The sequence below is a fragment of the Sodalis sp. RH19 genome (genome assembly GCF_047324215.1).
Lineage (GTDB): Bacteria > Pseudomonadota > Gammaproteobacteria > Enterobacterales > Enterobacteriaceae > Acerihabitans.
This window is the reverse complement of the sequence record NZ_CP178734.1, coordinates 3401145-3424915: the sequence shown is the minus strand read 5'-3', so window position 1 is coordinate 3424915 and position 23771 is coordinate 3401145. Positions and strand designations below refer to the sequence as shown.

The window sequence follows — 23771 nt, the reverse complement described above, 5'->3', positions numbered from 1 at the left end:
CGCGCCCTACACTTTTTATAGCAAGCGTTAAGAGGTAATAGTAATGAAAATTGGATTTATTGGCTTGGGCATCATGGGAAAACCAATGAGCAAAAACCTGCTGAAAGCGGGTTACTCATTAGTGGTACTGGATCGCAATACCGAAGCGGTAGCGGAAGTGGTTGCGGCCGGAGCCACCTCAGCCGACACGGCGAAGGCCGTGGCCGAACAAACCGATATCATTATCACCATGCTGCCGAACTCTCCGCATGTTAAAGAAGTGGTGCTGGGTGAAAACGGCGTGGTAGAAGGCGCCAAAGCCGGTACCCTGGTCATTGATATGAGCTCCATCGCGCCGTTGGCCAGCCGCGAAATCGCCGCCGCCCTGGCGGAAAAAGGCATCGACATGCTTGATGCCCCGGTCAGCGGCGGCGAGCCCAAAGCCATCGAAGGCACCCTGTCCGTGATGGTCGGCGGTGATAAGGCTTTATTCGACAAGAGCTTTGAACTGCTGAAGGCCATGGCGGCTTCCGTGGTGCATACCGGTGATATCGGCGCCGGTAACGTCACCAAACTGGCCAACCAGGTGATCGTGGCGCTGAATATCGCCGCCATGTCGGAAGCGCTGGTGCTGGCAACCAAGGCCGGCGTCGACCCGGAAAAAGTATTCCAGGCCATTCGCGGCGGACTGGCGGGCAGCACGGTGCTGGAAGCCAAGGCGCCGATGGTATTGGATCGCAACTTCAAGCCGGGTTTCCGCATTGACTTGCATATCAAGGATCTGGCCAATGCCCTGGATACGTCGCATGGCGTCGGCGCGCAACTGCCGTTAACCGCGGTGGTAATGGAAATGATGCAGGCCCTGAAGCAAGACGATTTGGGCAATGCGGATCACAGCGCCCTGGCTTGTTATTATGAAAAATTGGCCAAGATTGAAGTTAAGCGGCAATAAATTGGTCGGGCGCCGGACCGGCGCCCTGCGAGGCGGCAAAATAGCTATTTTGCCGGCTTCAGCTCAACAGGCGCAGGTAGTCTATGAAGATAGTAATCGCACCGGATTCTTACAAAGAAAGTTTGTCTGCCTTGGAGGTCGCAACGCAGATCGAACAGGGATTTCGTGACGTGTTTCCCGATGCCCATTACGTCAAATTGCCGGTGGCGGATGGCGGTGAGGGCACCGTGGAGGCCATGGTGGCGGCCACCGGGGGAGAAATCGTCAAGGTCAGGGTCACCGGCCCCCTTGGCGACCAGGTGGACGGCTTTTTCGGCCTGTCCGGCGATAAACAAACCGCGTTTATCGAAATGGCCGCCGCCAGCGGGCTGGAATTGGTGCGCGCCTGCGACCGCAATCCGCTGTTAACCACCTCTTTCGGCACCGGCGAGCTGATCCGCTGCGCACTGGATCACGGCGTTAAACATTGCATTATCGGCATCGGCGGCAGCGCCACCAACGACGGCGGCGCCGGCATGGTGCAGGCGCTGGGCGGCGGGCTGCTCGACGCGCAGGGTCAACAGATCGGTTACGGCGGCGGCGAGCTGGATAAGCTGGCGCGTATCGATATTACCCATCTGGATCCGCGCATCAGGGAATGCCGTTTCGAGGTAGCCTGCGACGTCACCAATCCCCTGACCGGCGATGAGGGCGCCACGGCGATATTCGGCCCGCAGAAAGGCGCGACGCCTGCCATGATCCGGCAACTTGACGCCTCGCTTGGGCATTATGCCGCCATTATCAAACGCGATTTGGATAAAGATGTCGAACATATCCCCGGCGCGGGCGCGGCCGGCGGCATGGGCGCCGGTTTACAGGCGTTTTGCGGCGCGGAGCTGCGCAAAGGTATCGAAATCGTTACCGAGGCGCTGGGACTGGATGCCCTGGTCAGGGACGCTACCCTGGTGATCACCGGGGAAGGGCGCATCGACAGCCAGACCATCCACGGTAAAGTGCCGATTGGGGTGGCGCTGGTCGCCAAACGCTATAACAAGCCGGTGATCGGCATCGCCGGCAGCCTGACCGCCGACGTGGGGGTGGTGCATCAGCACGGCCTGGACGCGGTGTTCAGCGTGTTATATGAAATCTGCACGCTGGAGGACGCGCTGGAAAACGCCGCCGCCAATGTGCGCATGACCGCGCGCAATATCGCGGCTACCATCAAGCTGGCCCGCGAGATGGCCTGATTTACAAGACGCCGGCTAAACGCCGGGGTAAAGGGTGGCGCAGCTTCACGGCGGCCACTCTTTTTTTTTTGCGCGGCCTGGCCGGCGGTGCCTAAGCCGTAAGAAAAGGCGCGGACGCCAGGGTGACATTTTCAATTTCATCCAGCATTTCCAGCCACTCCGGCTCCAGCGCCGCCAGCGGCGCGCCCGCGCGCAGTTGGCGTTCGATATCGGCGCAGAGCCGCCTGAGCCTGGGCACGCCGCTGTAGCTGCAACTGCCGTGCAGTTTGTGCACCAGCTCACCGATATGCGGGTCCTCGACGCCGTTTACCACGGCGGTCACCCGTTGTTTTACCTCGATTAAAAAGCTGACCAGCATCCCCAGCAGGTCTTGGGCCAAATCCGGTTTGTCGGCGGCCTGGCGCAGCGCCAACTGCCAATCCAGGGTGGCGTCCTGATTGTCCTGCTCCGCGGTCGCGTCCGCCGTCTGCGCGTGCGGCGAGCGGCGTACCTCTTCGGCGCCATAACGCGCCAGCAGCCGCTGCAATCTGTTTTCGTCGATGGGTTTGGCCAGGTAATCATCCATGCCGGCCTCAAGCAGTTTTTCCCGCTCATTGCCCAGCGTATGGGCGGTAACCGCCACGATGGGCGTTTGCGCGTGGCGCGGCAACTGCCGCATCAGCTCGGCCGCGCGCAGGCCGTCAATTTCCGGCATCTGGATATCCATCAGGATCAGATCCAGCGGATGCCCGTCGGCGTAGGCCAGCGCTTCGCGGGCGTTTTGGCATAAAATGGTGTGTTCCACCTGCTCTTGCAGCAGCGCGCCGATAAGCTTCAGGTTGGCCGGATTGTCATCCACCGCCATGACGGTCAGCGGCAGGCGCGCGGCGCGGGGCGGCGTGACTTGGCTTACCACGGGCCGCGGCCGCGCGCGCAGCAAGGGTAAAAACCGGTTGGCGGAGACCGGCTTCGCCAGGCAGGCACAGGCGCCCATGCGTTTGATCTGCTCAGCCTCCACCATGGCGGGGCTGGGCAAGGCCAGGATCACGCAGCCGGCAATCCCGGCGGCTTCAGCCAGCTCGCGCTTGATATCGATTAACGAGAGGCGCTGCGTCACCGGTTTGCCGATAAGCAAAATATCATAGTGCCCCGCCGGCAGTTGCGTAAGCGTCGGACTGAAACTGACCGTCAGCGGCGTGGCGCGCAGCATATCCAGCGTCGCCTGGGCGGCGGCGGGGTTGGCTTCGACAAACGCCAGGCTTTTATCGCGCAGATGGGCATAATCCGGCGCGCCGTCGGCCCCGCTCAACTGCAGGGGGATATGAAACCAAAAGGACGAGCCGCGGTCGACCTGGCTGTGGAAATTGATATCGCCGCCCATTTCCTTGATCAGTTTCTGGGTAATCACCAGCCCCAGGCCGGTGCCGCCGTGGCGGCGGGTAATGCTGGCGTCCGCCTGGCGAAACGCCTGGAACAGCTGCGACTGCTGACGTTCGGCGATGCCGATCCCGGTATCGTGGATCTGCACCTCCAGCTCCATTTGATGGTTCCCGGTGCCGTGTTTTTCGATGCGGATATCGATATTGCCCTGTTCGGTAAACTTGATGGCGTTACCCAACAGGTTGGTAATGACCTGCTGCAGACGCAGGGGATCGCCCACCACGCCGTCCGGCACATCCTGCTGCACGTTCAGGGTAATCTCCAGTCCCTTCTCGTGGGCGGTCTGCGCCAGCAGGACAATCACCTCATCCAGGGTGGCGCGCAGCGCGAACGGAATGGCCTCCAGCAGCAGCTTGCCGGCTTCCAGTTTGGAAAAATCCAGCACATCGTTAATAATGCTAAGCAGGTTATTGCCCGAACGTTCTATGGTCTGCAGGTAATCCCGCTGCGTCGGCGACAGCGGCGTTTTTAACGTCTGCCGGGTAAAACCGATGACGCCGTTAAGCGGGGTGCGCAGTTCGTGGGACATATTGGCCAGGAATTCCGATTTGATGCGCACCGCCTCCTGGGCGCGTTTTTTAGCCAGATCCAGCTCGACGTTCTGGATCTCCATCTGCTCCAGGGTTTCGCGCAGGTCCGAGGTGGCCTGATCGATATTCTGCTGCATTTCCTCATGATATGCCGTCAGCGACATGGCCATTGAGTTGATGCCGTTTTTCAGCATATCCAGCTCACCGAGCATATACCCCTCCACCCGGCTGTCGAGCTGGCCGCGCCGGATGCGATCGACCGTGCTGACCATATTGCGGATGGGGCCGGTAACATCGCGCATCAGGCGATAGGCGAACAGCATGGCGATACACAGACACAGCAGCAGCAGCAGCGTCGAGACAAAGGCTTCTTTATATTGCTGCAACCGTACCGAATCCAGGTCCAGCTCAATGGTAATATAGCCCAGCGGCGCGATGCGGGCGTCGGCCTGGTTTGCCGGGTCGGGCAAATCATCCTCCGACCAGATGGGCGCGCGCATGATAAGCGTACCGCCCAGGCGCGCCAGGGTCAGTTCGCCGGGCGGCGGACTGCCCGGCGGCAACTGCTGTTGGTTGATATTCTGGTGGTAGTTGGAGGTGGCGAAAAGTTTATTATTGGCATCGAACACGCTTATCGAGCGTACAATATCGGAGTGATGGCGATGCAGCAGGTTGACGAGATGGCGCACCGAGTCGCGGTCATGAAGGGTCATGCCGTAGACGGTTGATACCGCCAGCGGTTCGATAATGCTCGTGCCGGCAGCCACAAGCTGATTCTGCAATTCGTTATAACGATGAACGACAAAAAATGCGCTTAGCAGCAAACCGATCAATAACGTCGGCGCCAGAATCAGTATCATCATCCGCGCGCGCAAGCTGTATTTGGTCATAGCGTTCCAATATGGGAGAATGATAACCCGGCTATTCAGGAAACCTGTAACAAGCAATTATGGCGCAATTCTACTCTGCAAACCGTCGCGTGGCGACACAGCAAACCCTGACCGTGACCTGTCACGATCTGGATGGTTTCGGCCAGGGTGTGGCGCGCCACCAGGGGAAAACGATTTTTATCCCCGGTCTGTTGCCGGGTGAGCAGGCCGAGGTGCGCATCACCGAGGACAAACGCCAGTTTAGCCGGGGCCGGGTGACCAAAAGGTTAAACGACAGCCCGGAGCGGGTCGCGCCGCGCTGCCCGCATTTCGGCGTTTGCGGCGGATGCCAGCAGCAGCACATCAGCCAGGCGTTGCAACAGCAAAGCAAGGCCGCCACGCTGCGCACGCTGCTGACGCGGGAAATCGGCGCGATTCCGGGCGCTATCATTCGCGTGGGCGCGGACGCCTACGGCTACCGGCGGCGCGCGCGCCTGGGGCTGGAATACCGCCAAAAGTCCCGCTCCCTGGCCATGGGCTATCGCCAGGCGAAGTCCAGCGATGTGGTGGACATTACCCATTGCCCCATCCTGATCCCGGGCCTGGAGCAACTGCTGGCGCCGTTGAAAGCGGCGCTGGCGCAGCTAAAGGCGGCCAAGCGCCTGGGGCATGTGGAACTGGTGATGGCGGACAACGGGCCGCTGGTGGTGCTGCGCCATCTTGATGTGCTTGACGACGGCGACCGGCGGCGGCTGCTGGACTTCGCCGCGCGCCATCAGGTGATGATGTGGCTGGCCGCGGACAGCGAGTCGCTGGAATGCCTGCATGGCGAGCCGCCGATATACCACATTGACGATTTGCGTCTACAGTTCAGCCCAAGGGATTTCATTCAGGTCAACGCCGAGGTTAACCGCCGCATGGTGGCGCTGGCGCTGGAATGGCTGGCGCCCGGGGCGGATGAGCGGGTGCTGGATTTGTTCTGCGGCATGGGCAACTTTACCCTGCCGCTGGCCAAACGCTGCGCCGAGGTTATCGGCGTGGAAGGGGTTGCGGCGCTAGTGGCGAATGGGCAATATAATGCACAACAGAATTTATTGAATAACGTCACCTTCTTTCATGACAATCTGGAAGAGGACGTGACCACACGGCCCTGGGCCAACCGGGGATTTGATAAAATATTGCTCGACCCGGCACGTGCCGGCGCCCTGGGCGTCATGTCCCATATTGCCGCCTGGGCGCCCCGGCGTATCGTCTATGTGTCTTGTAACCCCACAACACTTGCGCGGGATAGCACTGTGTTGATGGCGTCGGGGTATGTCCCGGCGCGCGTGGCTATGCTGGATATGTTTCCGCATAGCGGACATCTTGAATCGATGACGTTGTTTGTAAAAGATGCCGGCGTCTGTGCAAAGTAGGGAGTGGATATGGTTGCGGTAAGAAGTGCGCATTTGAATACAGCGGGCGAGTTTGTCCCCGAAGACTGGGTTGCCAGTCTGGGTCTTTCCAACCCGCAGTCAAGTGAGCGGCTGGCCGAAACCTGGCGTTATTGCGAGCAGCAATGTAAAGAGCACCCCGAGGCGGCGCTGATCCTCTGGCGCGGCATCGAGATGGTGGAGATCCTGTCCATGCTCAGCATGGACAGCGACAGCCTGTGCGCGGCGCTGCTGTTCCCCCTTGCCGACAGCGAGGTGGTCGAAGAATCGGTGCTCGAGACGCAGTTCGGCAAGAAAATCGTCGATCTGGTGCACGGCGTGCGCGATATGGACGCCATCCGCCAGTTAAAAGCCACCACTAACGACTCCATGGCCCCGGAACAGGTGGATAACGTCCGGCGCATGCTGCTGGCCATCGTCGAAGATTTCCGCTGCGTGGTCATCAAGCTTGCCGAGCGTATCGCCCATTTGCGCGAACTGAAGGACGCCCCTGAGGATGAGCGGGTACTGGCGGCGAAAGAAAGTTCCAATATCTACGCGCCGCTGGCAAACCGGCTGGGGATCGGCCAGCTCAAGTGGGAACTGGAGGATTTCTGCTTCCGGTACCTGCATCCGGACGAGTACAAGCGCATTGCGCAACTGTTGCATGAGCGGCGTATCGATCGTGAGCAGTATATCGATGATTTTGTCGCCTCGCTGCGCGATGCGATGAAAGAGGAAGGGCTGAAAGCGGATATCTACGGGCGGCCCAAGCATATCTACAGCATCTGGCGCAAGATGCAGAAAAAATCGCTGGAGTTCGACGAGCTGTTTGACGTGCGCGCCGTGCGGGTGGTGGTGGAGCGGCTGCAGGATTGTTATGCCGCGCTCGGCATCGTCCATACGCATTTTCGCCATTTGCCCGATGAGTTCGACGATTACGTCGCCAACCCCAAACCCAACGGCTACCAGTCCATTCACACCGTGGTGCTGGGGCCGCGCGGCAAAACGCTGGAAATCCAGATCCGTACCCGCCAGATGCATGAGGACGCCGAACTGGGCGTGGCGGCGCACTGGAAGTACAAGGAAGGCGCCACCGCCACCGGCGGCGTGCGCTCCGGTTACGAAGAACGCATCGCCTGGCTGCGCAAGCTGCTGGCCTGGCAGGAAGAAATGGCGGATTCGGGGGAAATCCTCGACGAAGTGCGCAGCCAGGTGTTCGACGATCGGGTCTATGTCTTTACCCCGAAAGGCGACGTGATCGATTTGCCCGCCGGCTCCACGCCGCTGGATTTCGCCTACCATATCCACAGCGATGTCGGACACCGCTGCATCGGCGCCAAGATAAGCGGGCGCATCGTGCCCTTTACCTACCAGCTGCGCATGGGCGACCAGGTGGAGATCATCACCCAGAAGCAGCCGAACCCCAGCCGCGACTGGCTGAATCCCAACCTGGGATATGTCACCACCAGCCGCGGGCGCTCGAAGATCCATAACTGGTTCCGTAAACAGGACCGGGACAAGAATATCCTGGCCGGCCGCCAGCTGCTGGACGATGAACTGGAGCATTTGGGCCTGAGCATCAAGGAAGCCGAAAAGCTGCTGCTGCCGCGCTATAACGTCAATACCCTCGACGAGCTGCTGGCGTCCATCGGCGGCGGCGACGTGCGCATCAACCAGATGATTAACTTCCTGCAGGGCAAGCTGAACAAGCCCAGCCCGGAAGAGCAGGATCGCGCGGCGCTCAAGCAACTGACGCAAAAGCCGTCCGCGGTGCCGCGCTCGAAGGATAACGGCCGGGTGGTGGTGGAAGGGGTCGGCAACCTGATGCACCATATCGCCCGCTGCTGCCAGCCGATCCCCGGCGATGAGATTACCGGTTTCATTACCCGCGGCCGCGGCATCTCCATTCACCGCGCGGACTGCGAGCAATTGGCGGATTTACAGGCCAACGCCCCCGAACGCATTGTCGACGCCGTCTGGGGCGAGAGTTATTCCAGCGGCTACTCGCTGGTGGTGCGGGTCGTGGCCAACGATCGCAGCGGCCTGCTGCGCGATATCACCACTATCCTGGCCAATGAAAAGGTCAACGTGCTGGGCGTGGCCAGCCGCAGCGACATCAAACAGCAGCTGGCGACCATCGATATGGATATTGAAATCTATAACCTGCAGGTACTTGGCCGGGTATTGTCCAAACTTAATCAACTGCCGGACGTGATCGACGCGCGCCGGCTGCACGGAGAATAATATGACCGCGAACGCCATCGATGCCTCGGCCGCCGCCCAGGCCAGGCTGCTGGCCATCATGACCCGCCTGCGCGACCCGCGCACGGGCTGTCCGTGGGACAAGCGCCAGACGTTCGACACCATCGTCCCCTACACCCTGGAGGAGACCTACGAGGTGCTGGACGCCATTGCCCGGCGCGATTATGACGATTTGCGCGACGAATTGGGCGATTTGCTGTTCCAGGTGGTGTTTTACGCTGAAATGGCGCGCGAGCAGGGACTGTTCGATTTTGCCGGCGTGTGCGACGCCATCAGCGATAAACTCGAGCGCCGCCATCCGCATATTTTTGCCCGGCAGCCCGGCGAGGACGGCGCGGCGCCTCCCGGCCAGTGGGAACAGCTCAAGGCGCGGGAACGGGCGGAAAAAGAACGCCTGTCGCCGCTCGACGATATTCCCGACGCCCTGCCGGCGTTGATGAAGGCGCAGAAAATCCAGCAGCGCTGCGCCACGGTGGGTTTTGACTGGACCACGCTCGGCCCGGTGGTGGACAAGGTCTACGAAGAAATCAATGAGGTGATGCACGAAGCCCGCCAGGCGGTGGTGGATGAAGATAAGCTTGAGGAAGAACTGGGCGATCTGCTGTTCGCCACCGTCAACCTGACCCGCCATTTGGGCAAGAAAGCGGAAACCGCTTTGCAAAAAGCCAACCGTAAATTCGAGCGCCGGTTTCGCCAGGTGGAAGAGATTATCCAGGCCCAGGGGCAAACCCTGCCCCAGGCCAGTCTCGAGCAGATGGAAGCCGCCTGGCGGCAAATAAAAAAACGGGAAATCGCCGGGTAAACTCATCATTGCCGCTATGTTAACGATAACGCCGTTTTCGTAGCTAATATACTATAAAATAAGGTATTTATGGCAAGCGGTCATCGACTGGGCCCGCTGATGCGGCCGTTATGCCGCCTGCGCGATTTGCAAAACGAACGTTTGTGGCCGATTCGCGCTTCAGGTATACTGTTTTCCCGTCTTGGTTATTCCGTCTTTACACCTAAATTCTCAGGTTCAGCATGACAACAAATTATATTTTTGTAACCGGCGGGGTCGTTTCCTCATTGGGTAAAGGCATTGCCGCGGCCTCCCTGGCGGCTATTCTCGAAGCCCGGGGACTCAACGTTACCATCATGAAGCTGGACCCCTACATCAATGTGGATCCGGGTACCATGAGCCCTATCCAGCACGGCGAAGTGTTTGTCACCGAGGACGGAGCGGAAACCGATCTGGATCTGGGTCACTACGAGCGCTTTATCCGCACCAAAATGTCGCGTCGTAATAATTTCACCACCGGCCGCATATACTCCGACGTGCTGCGCAAAGAGCGCCGCGGCGATTATCTCGGCGCCACCATCCAGGTCATTCCGCATATCACCAACAACATCAAGGAACGCATCCTTGAAGGCGGCGAAGGCCACGACGTGGTGCTGGTGGAAATCGGCGGCACCGTGGGCGATATCGAATCCCTGCCGTTCCTCGAGGCCATCCGCCAGATGGCGGTGGACGTGGGCCGCGAACACACCATCTACATGCACCTCACCCTGGTGCCCTATATGGCCGCGTCGGGCGAGGTGAAAACCAAGCCGACCCAGCATTCGGTCAAGGAACTGCTTTCCATCGGCATCCAGCCGGACGTGCTGATTTGCCGCTCCGATCGCTCGGTGCCCAACAACGAGCGGGCTAAAATCGCTTTATTCTGCAATGTGCCGGAAAAAGCGGTAATTTCCCTGAAAGATGTTGATTCCATTTATAAAATCCCGGCTCTCTTGAAATCCCAAGGCCTGGACGATTATATTTGTAAACGATTCAGCCTGAACTGTCCCGAGGCTAACCTGTCTGAATGGGAACAGGTGGTGTACGAGGAAGCCAATCCGGGCGGCGAAGTCACCATCGGCATGGTCGGTAAATATGTCGAACTGCCGGACGCGTATAAATCGGTTATCGAGGCGCTGAAGCACGCCGGGCTGAAAAACCGCCTGACGGTGAATATCAAGCTTATCGATTCGCAGGATGTGGAAACCCGCGGCGTGGAGATCCTGAAAAACCTCGATGCCATCCTGATTCCCGGCGGTTTCGGTTATCGCGGCGTCGAAGGCAAGATCCTGACCGCGCAGTACGCGCGTGAAAAGAAAATTCCCTACCTGGGCATCTGCCTGGGGTTGCAGGTGGCGTTAATCGAATTTGCCCGGCACGTGGCGGGCATGGAAAACGCAAACTCCACCGAATTTGTGCCAGACTGTAAGTATCCGGTGGTCGCGTTGATTACCGAGTGGCGCGACGAAAACGGCGTCGTGGAAACGCGCACCGAGCAAAGCGATCTGGGCGGCACCATGCGCCTGGGCAGCCAGGCTTGCCAGTTAACCGACGGCAGCCTGGTGCGCAGCATGTACGGCGAGCAGACCATCGTCGAGCGTCACCGCCACCGCTATGAAGTCAACAATATGCTGTTAAAGCCGATCGAAGCCGCCGGCCTGCGCGTTGCGGGGCTGTCGGGGGATAACCGCCTGGTGGAGATTATTGAATACCCGGATCATCCGTGGTTCGTGGCGTGCCAGTTCCATCCCGAGTTTACCTCGACGCCCCGTGACGGCCATCCGTTGTTCACCGGCTTCGTCAAGGCGGCCGGCGAGTACCAGAAGCGTCAGCTGAAATAAATTTGAACAGGCGGGCGGCGCGCGGTCAGGGTATCGCGGGCGGGTCGTCAGGAATTTTGTTTTAACTTGTACTGAGGAAATACTAAATGTCCAAAATTGTTAAAGTCATCGGCCGTGAAATCATCGATTCACGCGGCAATCCGACTGTAGAAGCAGAAGTGCATCTGGAAGGTGGTTTTGTAGGTTTGGCCGCTGCGCCGTCAGGTGCTTCCACCGGTTCGCGCGAAGCGCTTGAACTGCGTGACGGCGACAAATCGCGTTTTCTGGGTAAAGGCGTGACCAAGGCGGTTGCCGCGGTTAACGGTCCCATCGCTGAAGCGGTGCTGGGCAAAGACGCGAAAGACCAGGCCAATATCGACAAGATCATGATCGATCTGGACGGCACGGAAAACAAATCCAAATTTGGCGCCAACGCCATCCTGGCAGTTTCCCTGGCTGCGGCCAAGGCCGCCGCCGCGTCCAAAGGCATGCCTTTGTACGAACACATCGCTGAACTGAACGGCACCGCCGGCAAGTTCTCCATGCCGTTGCCGATGATGAACATCATCAACGGCGGCGAACATGCCGACAACAACGTCGACATCCAGGAATTCATGATCCAGCCGGTTGGCGCTAAAACCGTCAAGGAAGCGATTCGCATGGGTTCTGAAGTGTTCCATAACCTGGCGAAAGTGCTGAAGGCCAAGGGCCTGAATACCGCCGTTGGCGACGAAGGCGGCTACGCGCCGAACCTGGAATCCAACTCCGCCGCCCTGGCCGCCATCAAGGAAGCCGTGGAAAAAGCCGGTTATGTGCTGGGTAAAGATATCACCCTGGCCATGGACTGCGCCGCGTCTGAATTCTACAGCAAGGAAACCGGTAAATACGAACTGAAAGGCGAAGGCAAATCCTTCACCTCCGAAGAGTTCACCCACTACCTGGAAGGCCTGACCAAGACCTACCCGATCGTCTCCATCGAAGATGGCCTGGACGAATCGGATTGGGACGGCTTTGCCTACCAGACCAAAGTGCTGGGCGACAAAATCCAGCTGGTCGGTGATGACCTGTTCGTGACCAATACCAAGATCCTGAAAGAAGGTATCGATAAAGGCATCGCCAACTCCATCCTGATCAAGTTCAACCAGATCGGTTCGTTGACCGAAACCCTGGCGGCGATCAAAATGGCGAAAGATGCCGGTTACACCACCATCATCTCTCACCGTTCCGGCGAAACCGAAGACGCCACCATTGCCGATCTGGCCGTGGGCACCGCCGCGGGTCAAATCAAGACCGGTTCCATGAGCCGTTCCGACCGCGTTGCCAAGTACAACCAGCTGATTCGCATCGAAGAAGCCCTGGGCGCACGCGCACCGTTCAACGGTCTGAAAGAAGTGAAAGGCCAGGCATAATTGCCCATTCCCGACTCAGTGCGTCGTTTGCCGGCATGCTGACAGGAAATGCGGATGATGTTTTTATCACTTTTCGCATCTTCAAAAGCCCCATCGTAAAGATGGGGCTTTTTCTTGTCGTTTAATAGGGATTCAGCCGAAATCCACATCTAGCGCCTGATAGACGGCATAGTATGTGTCAGTAGTTAGCCATAATAAAAGAATGACATGGTAACCGCTTTTATTCCATGGCAGTGGAATAAGCATGTTATCTCTTGGTTTTAATGCCGCCGCGTGCTGCCAGTAGGGGGTTTGCGGGTTCAGCATTTCCCAGAACGGCACCGGTTCAAACTGGTCGCGAGAATAAGGCCATCGTTGCGACCAATCATCCTTGGTGATAAACGCCCGATAGCCCCTGGTGGCGCGCAGGACGTAATATAACCATTCTACATATAATTCCTGACCGCGGTTTACCCTGATCCTGGGCCAGGTAAAGGGAATGCCTAAATAGAAAGTCATATCCTGGTCGTCCAAAGACACCAGGCCCCGCCTATCCTGGTGACCACCGCTAAGGATGTAAAAGTCAGAGGGTGGCGTTGAGCTTTCTACATCATCCTGAAATGGTTGGCGAACAGGCCCCGGGAACCGGTCGGGAAAATTTTTGCCCCCGGTTATGGCTTCGGCAAACCAGACTTCAAGATATCCCTGATTGGCAAGAAACTGGGCGCGTGAGGGTGGGACCGTCAAGCGGCCAAGGCGGGCCCCATAATCAACGTTTGATTCGCCGGAACATAGCGGGCACTCGGCGCGCTGGATTTTATCTCGCTGACAATGGGCATCGGGTGGGTTAAAGAGACGATGGCCATTACCGATATGATTCACCCTATAAAAACATTTAATATTTGAATTTTTTTTAGGTGGGTCAACTGTTTTTGCTTTATGGTACATAAGTGTCTCCAGATTTACTCGCAACGGAAAATCTTATTATTAGTGTACGCGTCAGCGAAATGAATGATCTTTTACATTAAGTTGAAAAATCTGATAGCAAAAATTTCTATGGTTATCTGTATAAGTAATTTACTTTTATATGTATGATGAAACCCGGTAATTGTTTTTAAATTGCAGGTCTTATTTCCATGTTAATATGCAGTGTTTGAATCAATATCAATATCGAAAGCCTGATAAACGGCATCTTCAAAATCAGCTATAAGCCATAATAAGACGATGACATGATGCCCTGTTTTATTGAAGGGAATGGGAATTGAATGATGCGTTCTTGGTTGTAACTGCGCCGGGAACTGCCAAAAGGGGAACTCTTGGTTAATATTCTCCCAAAACGGACGCAGCTCCAACTGAGCTCGCGTAATACGGGCATTGGGATTCCAGTCGTCGCGGGTAATAAACGCCCGATAGCCTCTGGTGAGCCGTCGCCTATCGTAAAGCCATTCTATGTTTAATATCTGACCGGCGCTCAACCGTATCCTGGGCCATTGACGAATAGCGAACAAGGTGAAGATGGCGATTTGATTATCGGTAAAATTTACTGCACTAATCTCCCCACTTTGGCCGCCACTGAGAATAAAGCCATCCTCGGGCGGAGTTGCACTCCAGACATCATCCTGGAAAGGCCAAAAAACAGCTCCGCCATTGAGATCTGGGAAATTTTTTCCGCCGGTTGCTGTATTGACTTGCAGGGGGCTAAGCCTGCCTAAATCGACCAGGGTTTGCGCACGCGAAGCCGGAGTAACGATAGGCAAGGGTGGCACTGGCGTATCGTCGACTGTCGAGTTTATACAACAGCCTCTGTTGTTATAGCGAATATTATTGGACTGATCCCAGTAAGGTGATAAAGAATAACCATCGCGCCAGTTACAACTGTTGCGATAGTCCCTTGAGTAATTGTCGTTAGGATTAACTTTCGATAAATGATCTTTAAGGGTATAATTTTTATTCATGATTTACTCCTGATAAAGCGGAATCGGTATAAATATATGTTGTTTTGATATTTAAGAATTTTGCTGCCAGTTTAAATATCATCGAATAGACAGTGAACAAGATCTTTTAAAAATATGGGATATAATAGGGTAAATGAGCAATAGTTCCGGCCCAGCTATAGGCAGATATTTCCGCAGCTGGACCTTTGTTCCAGTAATGGATAACCTAACCGAAATCGACGTCAAACGCCTGATAGATAGCAATAGGCTGATTGGCTACCAGCCAGAGTAAAATAATGACATGATGACCCCTTTTGTTAAAGGGGAGCACTAAAGGCAACGTTATTCGAGGTTGTAAATCGCCTAGGTGCTCCTGCCAGGGAACTCCCTGATTGAGCGTATTGAAGAACGGAATGGGCTCCAGCTGATTACGCGCAATGCGAACTCTGGAATCCCAATTATCACGTGTGATAAACGCACGATACCCCCTGGTGACTCTGGGTATGGTGTTCACCCACTGAATGGTCAAGGATTGCGCCGGGTTAACCCGTAATCTGGGCCATTGGTTGAAATTGCCGCCAGTCAGGACACGTAATTCCTCATCTGTGGCATTGACGATATCGCGTGCGTCCCCATTACCGCCGCTGACGATCCGTCCATCAGGCGGGGGATTTGAACTTTCTATATCTGTGTGGAAAGGGAAAAGTACCGGGCCGGCAAATAAGTCAGGGAAATTTTTACCCCCGGTCATTTCATCAACCAGGAACGGTGGTAAATACCCATTATTGAGCATAATCACCGCGCGCGAAGCCGGTGATACCACGCGACCGCTTTGCGGATCGATTGGCTCGTAAAAAGGGTAGGGAGGAGGATAGCCATAATTCTGCCGGTAATCTCCACCCTGACAGTGATCAGGCCGGTAGGGAAGTTGATTATTGTCTATATAACTCATGATGGGTTCCTTGTTATCAGGTAATTGGGAAAAAATGTAATAAGCCGGTTACATTAGCCAAAATCAACATCAAATGCCTGATAAAAGGCAAAGGGTTGATCGGCAACGAGCCAAAGCAATAGGATGACGTGATGGCCTCGTTTGTTAAAAGGTAACGACATATCAAATGTTAAACGTGGCGGTAGACTACCCTGATGAGCAAACCAGGGGCTCGCCTGATTTATTTCATCAAAGAATGGGGCGGGTTCAATCTGCGCTCGCGTTAAGCGAACATTTTGCACCCAGTTATCTCTGGTAATAAAAGCACGGTAACCACGAGTAATTCGAGGGGCATCTATCAGCCATTGGATGCGCAATACCTCAGCGGGATTTACACGCAGTCTTGGCCATTCCGTAAACTGAGGGCGAAAATTAGAAAATTCCGCATCGGTGAAATTAATTCTACCGCGCTGATCAAGATGACCGCCACTAAGTATAAAATTATCCGGGGGAGGCGTTGCGCTTTCAACATCCTCCTGAAACGGAAAGGGTACTTGCCCACCAAATAAGTTGGGAAAATTTTTGCCACCGGTGGTTTGATTTACCGTAAAGAATTCCAAGCCGTTCACATTCAGAAGAATTTGGGCGCGTGAAGCCGGCGACACTACGCGACCGGTTAGCGGGTCGAGCGGCTGGTAAAAAGGGTAGGGCTCCGGATAAATACCGCCACAGGGTGGTTTGACGGGATAAGGATGAGGCGGCTGTTGCGGACAGTCAGGGCGGTAATTTTCAACCGAATTGTGATCGGCGTTGCGATAGGCATCAGGGCGATTGGGATCTTGATTATAATCTATATGGCTCATAGTTAACTCCTGAAATGAAAAGTAATATATTTAGAAATAGTAGGGCCGTACCATTTTCCAAATTATTACACGGTCATTGTGATTGACGGTTCATGCTTAATATGTGATTGCAATCATGAATGTTTTTTGTTGCCAAATGCCTTTTATGCTTGATAACCCTCTCGGCTCAACATTGGAATGAGCGTAAATAACGTTAATCCCGCGCCCGGTTGATATAGACGGCGGCAGGACATAATTTCGTTGCGCATTTAATTTGATTAATATCCACATCAAAGGCCTGATAAAAGCCATTATCAATATCCATACGCGGTCGGTTTGGGATTATAGCCTGTATAATTAATTGCAGAGTTGCTGCGATCCTGGTGCTGATCTGATTGGTAATATTAATATGCCGCCGCAGCGCCATCGGCCAGCGGCGGAGTGTTTATTTGGCTTAACCTATATCCACATCAAAACCCTGATAGAATCCGTTCGGCGAATCGGCAGTTACCCACACCATGACAATAATGTGATGACCTCTTTTGTTAAACGGTATCGGGGCGCTATGAAAAACCCGCGGGATCAACTGGTCACGAAAATTATTGAAGGGAACCAGCGGACTGATATCCTCATAGAAGGGTCTTGATTCGAGCTGCTCGCGGGTAATACGCTGATTGGGGTTCCAGCCGTCACGGGTGATAAACCAGCGATAGCCCCGGGTGACATGCGCCTGTTGATAAAACCATTCCACATTAAATCGCTGGCCCGGCGCTACCCGTAGCCTGGGCCAGCCGGCAAACCGGGGCGCCAGTTGGTTTAGCTCGGCATCGGTAAAATTGACCCTATTACGGTTACCGGTCCTGCCGCCGCTGATGATAAAGCCATCAGGCGGCGGCGCGGCGCCCCAGGCATCGGTTTGAAACGGTGGGGGAGGTGTTCCGCCTGTGGTGGCGGGAAAGTTTTTGCCCCCTTCCATTTCATTGGCTTCCCAGGCCGCCAACAAACCCTCATTGACCAGAAACTGGGCGCGTGATGGCGGGTTTATCACGCGTCCGTGGCGCGCCTCGACTTCCCGGTAATAGTTTTTATCAATGTAGCTGTAACAGTTATCGCGCGGGAAATCCTGCTGGCAAAGCGGAGGCGGATAGTCATGACAGCCGCTTCCTCCCCGGTGAGGGACGTGGCCGCCGTGCCCATAATGATGGGGATCCCGGTAACCGTCCTCATTCCGAGGGTAATTGGCGTAGTCATTCTCATGCTCGCGTTGATCAGGATAATTATCTGGTCTTTCGTTATCATAAGTGCCCATATCTGGCTCCTGTTAGGTCTCAAAAAGAAAAGCGGAATGGCATCCGCGGACTTACCTCTGATACAGGGCAGTATCGTTGAACGCGCGCGAGCGGGGTGTGATGACGCCGGGGAATGGTTTTTATTGCCAGTTGCCTTTTGTGGGGGTAACGCGGCAGTGAGGAAACATTAGGTATTGTGCCGCCGGCAAGAGAAATTTGGTCTGCTTCAGCTAAAATGTAATAATCACCGCCCTTATAGCTAGGCAATTAATCGAGAACATCATGCAGTACCCGCTTAACGAGATTTTCCAGACGCTTCAGGGCGAAGGCTATTTTACCGGCGTGCCGGCGATATTTATCCGCCTGCAGGGTTGCCCTGTGGGCTGCAGCTGGTGCGATACCAAACATACCTGGGAAATGGACCCGCTTCGGGAGGCCCCTCTGGGGGACATTACGTTAAAAACCGCCGACAGCGACCGCTGGGCCACGGTTACGCCGGAGGAACTGCTGGCGATGATTGAACAACAGGGCTATACCGCGCGGCATGTGGTGATTACCGGCGGCGAGCCGTGCATCCACGACCTGTATACGCTGACGCAGGTGCTGGAACAGCAGGGGTTCAGCTGCCAGATTGAAACCAGCGGTACCCACGAGGTGCGTTGCACCAGCCAGACCTGGGTAACGGTGTCGCCTAAAGTGGGCATGCGCGGCGGTATGGCGATTCTGCCCCAGGCGCTGGAACGCGCCGATGAGATTAAACATCCGGTGGCGCGGGAGCGGGATATCGAACAGCTTGATGCGCTGCTGGCCACACTTGAAGACGATAAACCGCGTATTATCGCCCTGCAGCCCGTCAGCCGGCAGGACGCCGCCACGAAATTGTGCATCGCCACCTGCATCGCCCGCAACTGGCGCCTGTCCATGCAAACCCACAAATACCTGAATATCGCCTGATCCGGTGAAACGACAGGCCCGGGCCGGCACCGCCGGGGGCTAAGCCGTTATCCGGCGCGCCGCCGATAGCGCGACTTTGCCAGGCGGATGCCGGAGCCTGTTATTGATCGCCGCGATAGATGCAGCCGGCGGTACAGGTTTCTTTCACCATGATGCCGCTCAGCAGGGGCAGGCGGGGTTTAAGCTGTTGCCAAATCCAGTGGGCCAGTACTTCGCTGGTGGGGTTTTCCAGGCCGGGGATATCATTAAGATAATAATGGTCAAGCTGGTCGAGGATCGGCCGAAACAGCGCCTTGAGCTCGGCGAAGTCGATCACCCAGCCAGTGAACGGATCCACTTCACCGGTGATTTCCACGCGCACCATAAACGAATGGCCGTGCAAACGCCCGCATTTATGACCGTCGGGCACATGCGGCAAACGGTGCGCCGCCTCAAAAGTAAATTCTTTAAATAACGTGGTTACCACTATAGGGCCTCTTGTCAAAACAAACGCTGCATGGTACCGAAATGCGGCTTATGATTCTATGTTATGTGCCGCCAACCCGTAATAAGTTGGCTAAGGGGCCATCAAAACACCATGAACGCGGTCGAATCCTTGCTTTTATTCCTCTCGCCGCGGCGAACCGCCGGGCTGTGGCTGTTATGCGCCCTGACGGCGTGCGCGTGCCGCGTCAGCGCCGCCGGGGGAGAAACGCTCGCCATACCCACGGCCGACGGCGCGATGAGGGTCTATCTCTATCGTCCGATGGCCGATGCGCGCGATATGCCGGTGGTCATGGTGCTGCACGGGGTCAAACGCGACGGCGCCCAGGCGCGGGATCAATGGATCGCCGCGGCCAATCATTACCATTTCCTGATTATAGCGCCCGAATTCCCCGGCACGCGTTATCCCGGCGCGCGGGGCTATATGTTGGGCAATACCGCGGCGGGTCCTGCGGTCCTCCCGGCAGCGCAATGGTCCTATTCCCGTATTGGCGATGTTTTCAACGCGCTGCGGCGCGAGGGCATTACGCGCCGCAGCGACTATCTGTTGTACGGCCATAGCGCCGGCTGCCAGTTTGTCCACCGGATGCTGATGGCGCTGCCGGATATGCCGGCCAGGGCGGTGGTCTGCGCCTCGGCCGGCTGGTGGACGCCGCCGGATCCGCGCCGGTCCTGGCCCTACGGGCTGGCGCGCGCGCCTTTTACCCTGGATGCCGCCCAGGAAGCCCGCTTCTTTGCCCGGCCGACGCTTATCATGGTCGGAGAGCAGGATAGGCGCACCCGGCGCACCGCGATGCGTAACACCCCGCAGGCCCAGGCGCAGGGAAAGAACCGGCTTGAACGCGCCGGCTGGTATTTCCGGCGTGCGCAATCCCTGGCGGAACAGCAGAAGATGCCGTTTCACTGGCAATTTATCAGCGTATCCGGCGCCGGGCATCAAAGTCCGTTGCTGGTGGATGAGGCGGCCCGCTTTCTTAACCAGTTTAAGTAATAAGTTTTACCGAAATAACTCTTTAGGCTATTTAGTTATTTATTATTGCCATCGCATCCTTTATTGATTGCGTCGCACTGAGTAACCTTACAAACTCTGGTGATCCCTTAATACACGCCCGGCCCTACTGGTACGCACAAGGAAATTCGAACAGCAATGACGACTCAGGCCCCACCAACTTCTTTGCTCCCGCTGAATCCGGAACAACTCGCCCGCCTGCAGGCTGCAACCGGTGATTTTTCGCCGCTGCAGATGGCCTGGGTATCCGGTTATTTTTGGGGGCAGGTCAACCAGACGCCCGTCGCCGGTACCCCTCCTGCGCCCGCGCCGACGCAGGCGCACGCCATTACGCTGCTGTCCGCGTCGCAAACCGGCAACGCCCGGCGTGTGGCGGAACAGCTGCGCGACGATTTGATCGCCGCCAAACTGGATGTCACCCTGGTAAACGCCGGCGATTATAAATTTAAACACATCGCCCAGGAAAAGCTGCTGGTGATCGTCGCCTCCACCCAGGGCGAGGGCGATCCGCCGGAAGAGGCGGTGGCGCTGTATAAATACTTGTTTTCGAAAAAAGCCCCCCGGCTTGCCGATACGCGCTTTGCGGTATTGGGCCTCGGCGATACGTCCTATGAGCACTTTGCCAAGATAGGCAAGGATTTTGACGCGCGTCTGGCCGAGCTCGGCGCCCAGCGCCTGCTGGACAGGGTTGACGCCGATGTTGAATATCAGCCGGTGGCGCAAGCCTGGCGCCGGGATATCGTGGCGCTGCTGAAAGCGCGGGTGCCGCAGGAAAGCGCGGCCCGGCACGAGATAACCCTCAGCGGCGCGGTAGATGAAGTCGATTCCACGCCTTATACCAAAGAACAGCCGCTGGTGGCCGCCATTGCGGCGTCGCAAAAAATTACCAGCCGCAGCTCGCTGAAAGACGTGCGCCATATCGAAATCGATCTCGGCGACTCCGGCCTGCGTTACCAGCCGGGAGACGCCCTGGGCGTCTGGTATGAAAACGACCCGGCGCTGGTGGACGAACTCTTGACGCTGCTATGGCTGGACGGCGGACAAACGGTGACGGTGGAAGGGCAAACCTTATCCCTTGCCGATGCGCTGCGCGTTCATTATGAACTGACCCAGAACACCACCCTTATCGTCGGGGAGTATGCCGCCATGGCCCGCGACGAGGCGCTGCTGGCGCTGACGGCGGACAAGGAACGCCTGCAGCGGTACGCCCAATCGACGCCGATCGTGGATATGGTGCGCCAGGCGCCGGTGGAACTGGGCGCGGATCAGCTGCTGGCGCTGTTGCGTCCGCTAACGCCGCGGCTGTATTCCATCGCCTCGTCGCAGGCGGAGGTCAGCGACGAGGTGCATATCACGGTGGGCGTGGTGCGTTATGAGGTGGATGGCAGGCCGCGCACCGGCGGCGCCACCGGCTATCTGGCCGACCGGCTGGCCGAGGACGATCGGGTACGCATTTTTATCGAGCACAATAACAATTTCCGCCTGCCGGCCGATACCGACGCGCCGGTCATCATGATTGGACCCGGCACCGGCATCGCGCCGTTCCGCGCGTTTATGCAACAGCGGGAAGCGGATGGCGCCGCCGGCAAGAACTGGCTGTTTTTCGGCAATCCGCATTTTACCGACGATTTTCTCTACCAGGTGGAATGGCAGCGCTACAAAAAAGAGGGCCTGCTGACCGCGATTGATTTAGCCTGGTCGCGGGATCAGCCGGAGAAAATCTATGTACAGGACCGGCTGCGGCAAAAAGGCGCTGAAGTCTGGCGCTGGATCGAGCAGGGGGCGCATATTTATGTTTGCGGCGATGCCAACCATATGGCCAAAGACGTAGAGCAGGCATTACTGGACGTGGTAGCCGAGCACGGTGGCATGGACACCGAGCAGGCCGATGAATTTTTAAGCGAGCTGCGCATCGAGCGCCGCTATCAGCGGGACGTCTACTGATGAGTGAAAAACAACCTACTCCCCCCTTATCCGATAATGAACGTCTGAAAGGGGCAAGCAATTTTCTGCGCGGCACCATCGCCGAAGATTTGCACGACGGGCTGACCGGCGGCTTTAACGGCGATAATTTCCAGCTGATCCGTTTTCACGGCATGTATCAGCAAGACGATCGCGATTTGCGCGCCGAACGCACGGAACAAAAGCTGGAGCCGCTGATTAATATGATGCTGCGCTGCCGCCTGCCGGGGGGGATCATAACGCCGCGGCAGTGGCTGGGCATCGAGGCGTTTGCCGCCGAGCATACCCTGTACGGCAGCGTGCGCCTGACCACCCGCCAGACTTTTCAGTTCCACGGCGTGCTCAAACCCGACCTGAAGCAAATGCATCAACTGCTGCACAGCCTGGGGCTGGACTCCATCGCCACGGCGGGGGATGTCAATCGTAACGTGCTGTGCAGCGCCAATCCGGTGGAATCGGTGTTGCATCAGCAGGCCTATGAGTGGGCGAAAAAAATCTCCGAACATTTGCTTCCCAAGACCCGCGCCTACGCCGAGATCTGGCTGGACGGCGAGAAAAGCGAAACCACCGACCAGGAGCCGATCCTGGGGCCTACCTATCTGCCGCGTAAGTTCAAGACCACGGTTGTGGTGCCGCCGCTAAACGACGTCGATGTGCATGCCAACGATCTGAACTTCGTCGCCGTCAGCGACAACGGACAGCTGGTCGGGTTTAACGTGCTGGTGGGCGGCGGCCTGGCGATGACTCACGGTGATAATACCACCTATCCGCGCAAGGCCAGCGAATTTGGTTATATCGCGCTTGAACATACCCTGACCATCGCCGAGGCGGTGGTGGGCACCCAGCGCGACTGGGGTAATCGTTCCAACCGTAAAAACGCCAAGACCAAATACACCCTGGAGCGGGTCGGGGTCGACACCTTCAAAGCGGAGGTGGAACGGCGCGCCGGCATATCCTTCGCGCCGATCCGGCCTTATCACTTTACCGAGCGAGGCGATCGTTTCGGCTGGGTGAAAGGCGTGGAAAACCTCTGGCATTTAACCCTGTTTATCGAAAACGGCCGTATCCTGGATTATCCGGATCGGCTGCTTAAAACCGGCATGGCGGAGATTGCCCGCATCCATAAAGGGGATTTCCGGCTCACCGCCAACCAGAACCTGATCGTGGCCGGCGTGCCCGCGCGGGACAAGGCCAAAATCGAAGCCCTGGCGCGCAAGTACGGCCTGATTAACGACAGCGTCACCCCGCAGCGTAAAGCGTCCATGGCCTGCGTGGCGTTTCCCACCTGCCCGCTGGCGATGGCCGAGGCTGAGCGCTTCCTACCGCAGTTTGTCACCAAGGTGGAGGATATCATGTCCGCCCACGGCCTGGGCAACGACGAAATCATCCTGCGGGTGACCGGTTGTCCAAACGGCTGCGGCCGCGCGATGCTGGCAGAAATCGGCCTGGTCGGCAAAGCCATCGGCCGCTACAACCTGTATCTGGGCGGCGATCGCGCCGGTGAGCGTATTCCGCGCATGTACCGGGAAAACATCACCGAAGACGAGATCCTGGCCATTATCGACCAGACTGCCGGACGCTGGGCGGCCGAACGCCATCCGCAGGAAGCCTATGGTGATTTTGTTATCCGCGCCGGTATCGTCAAGCCGGTGGTTAACTCAGCCCAGGATTTTTATGACTAACCCGA

Annotated in this window: 18 protein-coding genes; 11 read left to right on the top strand and 7 right to left on the bottom strand. The window is 56.9% G+C overall.

The annotated features are described in order from the left end of the window. Positions 1 to 37 precede the first annotated feature (37 nt). Both garR and ACL2XF_RS15580 read left to right on the top strand, forming a co-directional pair. Entirely contained in the window at positions 38 to 931 is an 894-nt protein-coding gene (garR, locus tag ACL2XF_RS15585) for a 2-hydroxy-3-oxopropionate reductase (RefSeq protein WP_410016615.1), read from the top strand. Positions 932 to 1014: 83 nt separating this feature from the next. Further along, positions 1015 to 2157: a glycerate kinase gene (locus tag ACL2XF_RS15580; protein ID WP_410016361.1), complete on the top strand. Its 1143-nt coding sequence runs from the start codon at positions 1015 to 1017 to the stop codon at positions 2155 to 2157. A gap of 91 nt (positions 2158 to 2248) precedes the next feature. Here the strand turns inward: ACL2XF_RS15580 and barA are convergent, their stop codons facing one another. Further along, positions 2249 to 4996 carry a two-component sensor histidine kinase BarA gene (gene barA, locus ACL2XF_RS15575; protein WP_413727128.1) on the bottom strand — a complete coding sequence of 916 codons (2748 nt, stop codon included), beginning with the start codon at positions 4994 to 4996 and terminating at the stop codon, positions 2249 to 2251. Between the two features lie 59 nt (positions 4997 to 5055). Between barA and rlmD the strand changes: the two genes are divergently transcribed. The 5 genes from rlmD (at position 5056) to eno (ending at position 12701) form a co-directional block, all read left to right on the top strand. Then, positions 5056 to 6390: a 23S rRNA (uracil(1939)-C(5))-methyltransferase RlmD gene (rlmD, locus tag ACL2XF_RS15570; RefSeq protein WP_413727127.1), complete on the top strand. Its 1335-nt coding sequence runs from the start codon at positions 5056 to 5058 to the stop codon at positions 6388 to 6390. A gap of 9 nt (positions 6391 to 6399) precedes the next feature. Further along, entirely contained in the window at positions 6400 to 8634 is a 2235-nt protein-coding gene (relA, locus tag ACL2XF_RS15565) for a GTP diphosphokinase (protein WP_410016358.1), read from the top strand. Between the two features lies 1 nt (position 8635). Continuing rightward, positions 8636 to 9454 carry a nucleoside triphosphate pyrophosphohydrolase gene (mazG, locus tag ACL2XF_RS15560; protein ID WP_413727126.1) on the top strand — a complete coding sequence of 273 codons (819 nt, stop codon included), beginning with the start codon at positions 8636 to 8638 and terminating at the stop codon, positions 9452 to 9454. Positions 9455 to 9675: 221 nt separating this feature from the next. Next, positions 9676 to 11313: a glutamine hydrolyzing CTP synthase gene (gene pyrG / locus ACL2XF_RS15555; protein ID WP_410016356.1), complete on the top strand. Its 1638-nt coding sequence runs from the start codon at positions 9676 to 9678 to the stop codon at positions 11311 to 11313. A gap of 86 nt (positions 11314 to 11399) precedes the next feature. Beyond that, positions 11400 to 12701 carry a phosphopyruvate hydratase gene (eno, locus tag ACL2XF_RS15550; RefSeq protein WP_410016355.1) on the top strand — a complete coding sequence of 434 codons (1302 nt, stop codon included), beginning with the start codon at positions 11400 to 11402 and terminating at the stop codon, positions 12699 to 12701. Between the two features lie 132 nt (positions 12702 to 12833). Here eno and ACL2XF_RS15545 read toward each other — a convergent pair whose 3' ends face one another. The 5 genes from ACL2XF_RS15545 to ACL2XF_RS15525 all read right to left on the bottom strand — a co-directional run bounded on the left by ACL2XF_RS15545 (position 12834) and on the right by ACL2XF_RS15525 (position 17696). Then, positions 12834 to 13628, bottom strand: coding sequence for a lytic polysaccharide monooxygenase (locus ACL2XF_RS15545; protein WP_413727125.1), 795 nt, complete (start codon positions 13626 to 13628; stop codon positions 12834 to 12836). A gap of 191 nt (positions 13629 to 13819) precedes the next feature. Then, positions 13820 to 14635, bottom strand: a complete 816-nt coding sequence (locus ACL2XF_RS15540) for a lytic polysaccharide monooxygenase (RefSeq protein WP_413727124.1) — start codon at positions 14633 to 14635, stop codon at positions 13820 to 13822. A gap of 205 nt (positions 14636 to 14840) precedes the next feature. Beyond that, positions 14841 to 15566 (bottom strand): lytic polysaccharide monooxygenase auxiliary activity family 9 protein, encoded by a 726-nt coding sequence (locus ACL2XF_RS15535; RefSeq protein WP_413727123.1) that lies wholly within the window; start codon positions 15564 to 15566, stop codon positions 14841 to 14843. Between the two features lie 53 nt (positions 15567 to 15619). Then, positions 15620 to 16408 (bottom strand): lytic polysaccharide monooxygenase auxiliary activity family 9 protein, encoded by a 789-nt coding sequence (locus ACL2XF_RS15530; protein WP_413727122.1) that lies wholly within the window; start codon positions 16406 to 16408, stop codon positions 15620 to 15622. Between the two features lie 433 nt (positions 16409 to 16841). Continuing rightward, complete coding sequence (locus tag ACL2XF_RS15525; RefSeq protein ID WP_410016350.1) at positions 16842 to 17696, bottom strand: lytic polysaccharide monooxygenase auxiliary activity family 9 protein; 855 nt, start codon at positions 17694 to 17696, stop codon at positions 16842 to 16844. Positions 17697 to 17958: 262 nt separating this feature from the next. Here ACL2XF_RS15525 and queE point away from each other — a divergent pair, with 262 nt between their 5' ends. Continuing rightward, on the top strand, positions 17959 to 18630 hold the full coding sequence (gene queE / locus ACL2XF_RS15520; protein ID WP_410016349.1) for a 7-carboxy-7-deazaguanine synthase QueE: 672 nt from the start codon (positions 17959 to 17961) through the stop codon (positions 18628 to 18630). 100 nt (positions 18631 to 18730) lie between these two features. On the opposite strand, the gene queD is transcribed toward queE, so the two are convergent. Beyond that, positions 18731 to 19099, bottom strand: coding sequence for a 6-carboxytetrahydropterin synthase QueD (gene queD / locus ACL2XF_RS15515; protein WP_410016614.1), 369 nt, complete (start codon positions 19097 to 19099; stop codon positions 18731 to 18733). Positions 19100 to 19207: 108 nt separating this feature from the next. On the opposite strand from queD, the gene ACL2XF_RS15510 reads away from it, so the two are divergent. The 3 genes from ACL2XF_RS15510 (at position 19208) to cysI (ending at position 23766) form a co-directional block, all read left to right on the top strand. After that, complete coding sequence (locus ACL2XF_RS15510) at positions 19208 to 20104, top strand: hypothetical protein (RefSeq protein ID WP_413727121.1); 897 nt, start codon at positions 19208 to 19210, stop codon at positions 20102 to 20104. Between the two features lie 156 nt (positions 20105 to 20260). Next, on the top strand, positions 20261 to 22066 hold the full coding sequence (gene cysJ, locus ACL2XF_RS15505; protein WP_413727120.1) for an NADPH-dependent assimilatory sulfite reductase flavoprotein subunit: 1806 nt from the start codon (positions 20261 to 20263) through the stop codon (positions 22064 to 22066). Then, on the top strand, positions 22066 to 23766 hold the full coding sequence (gene cysI / locus ACL2XF_RS15500) for an assimilatory sulfite reductase (NADPH) hemoprotein subunit (protein WP_410016346.1): 1701 nt from the start codon (positions 22066 to 22068) through the stop codon (positions 23764 to 23766). Before cysJ ends, cysI begins: the two co-directional genes overlap by 1 nt. Positions 23767 to 23771: the final 5 nt, after the last annotated feature.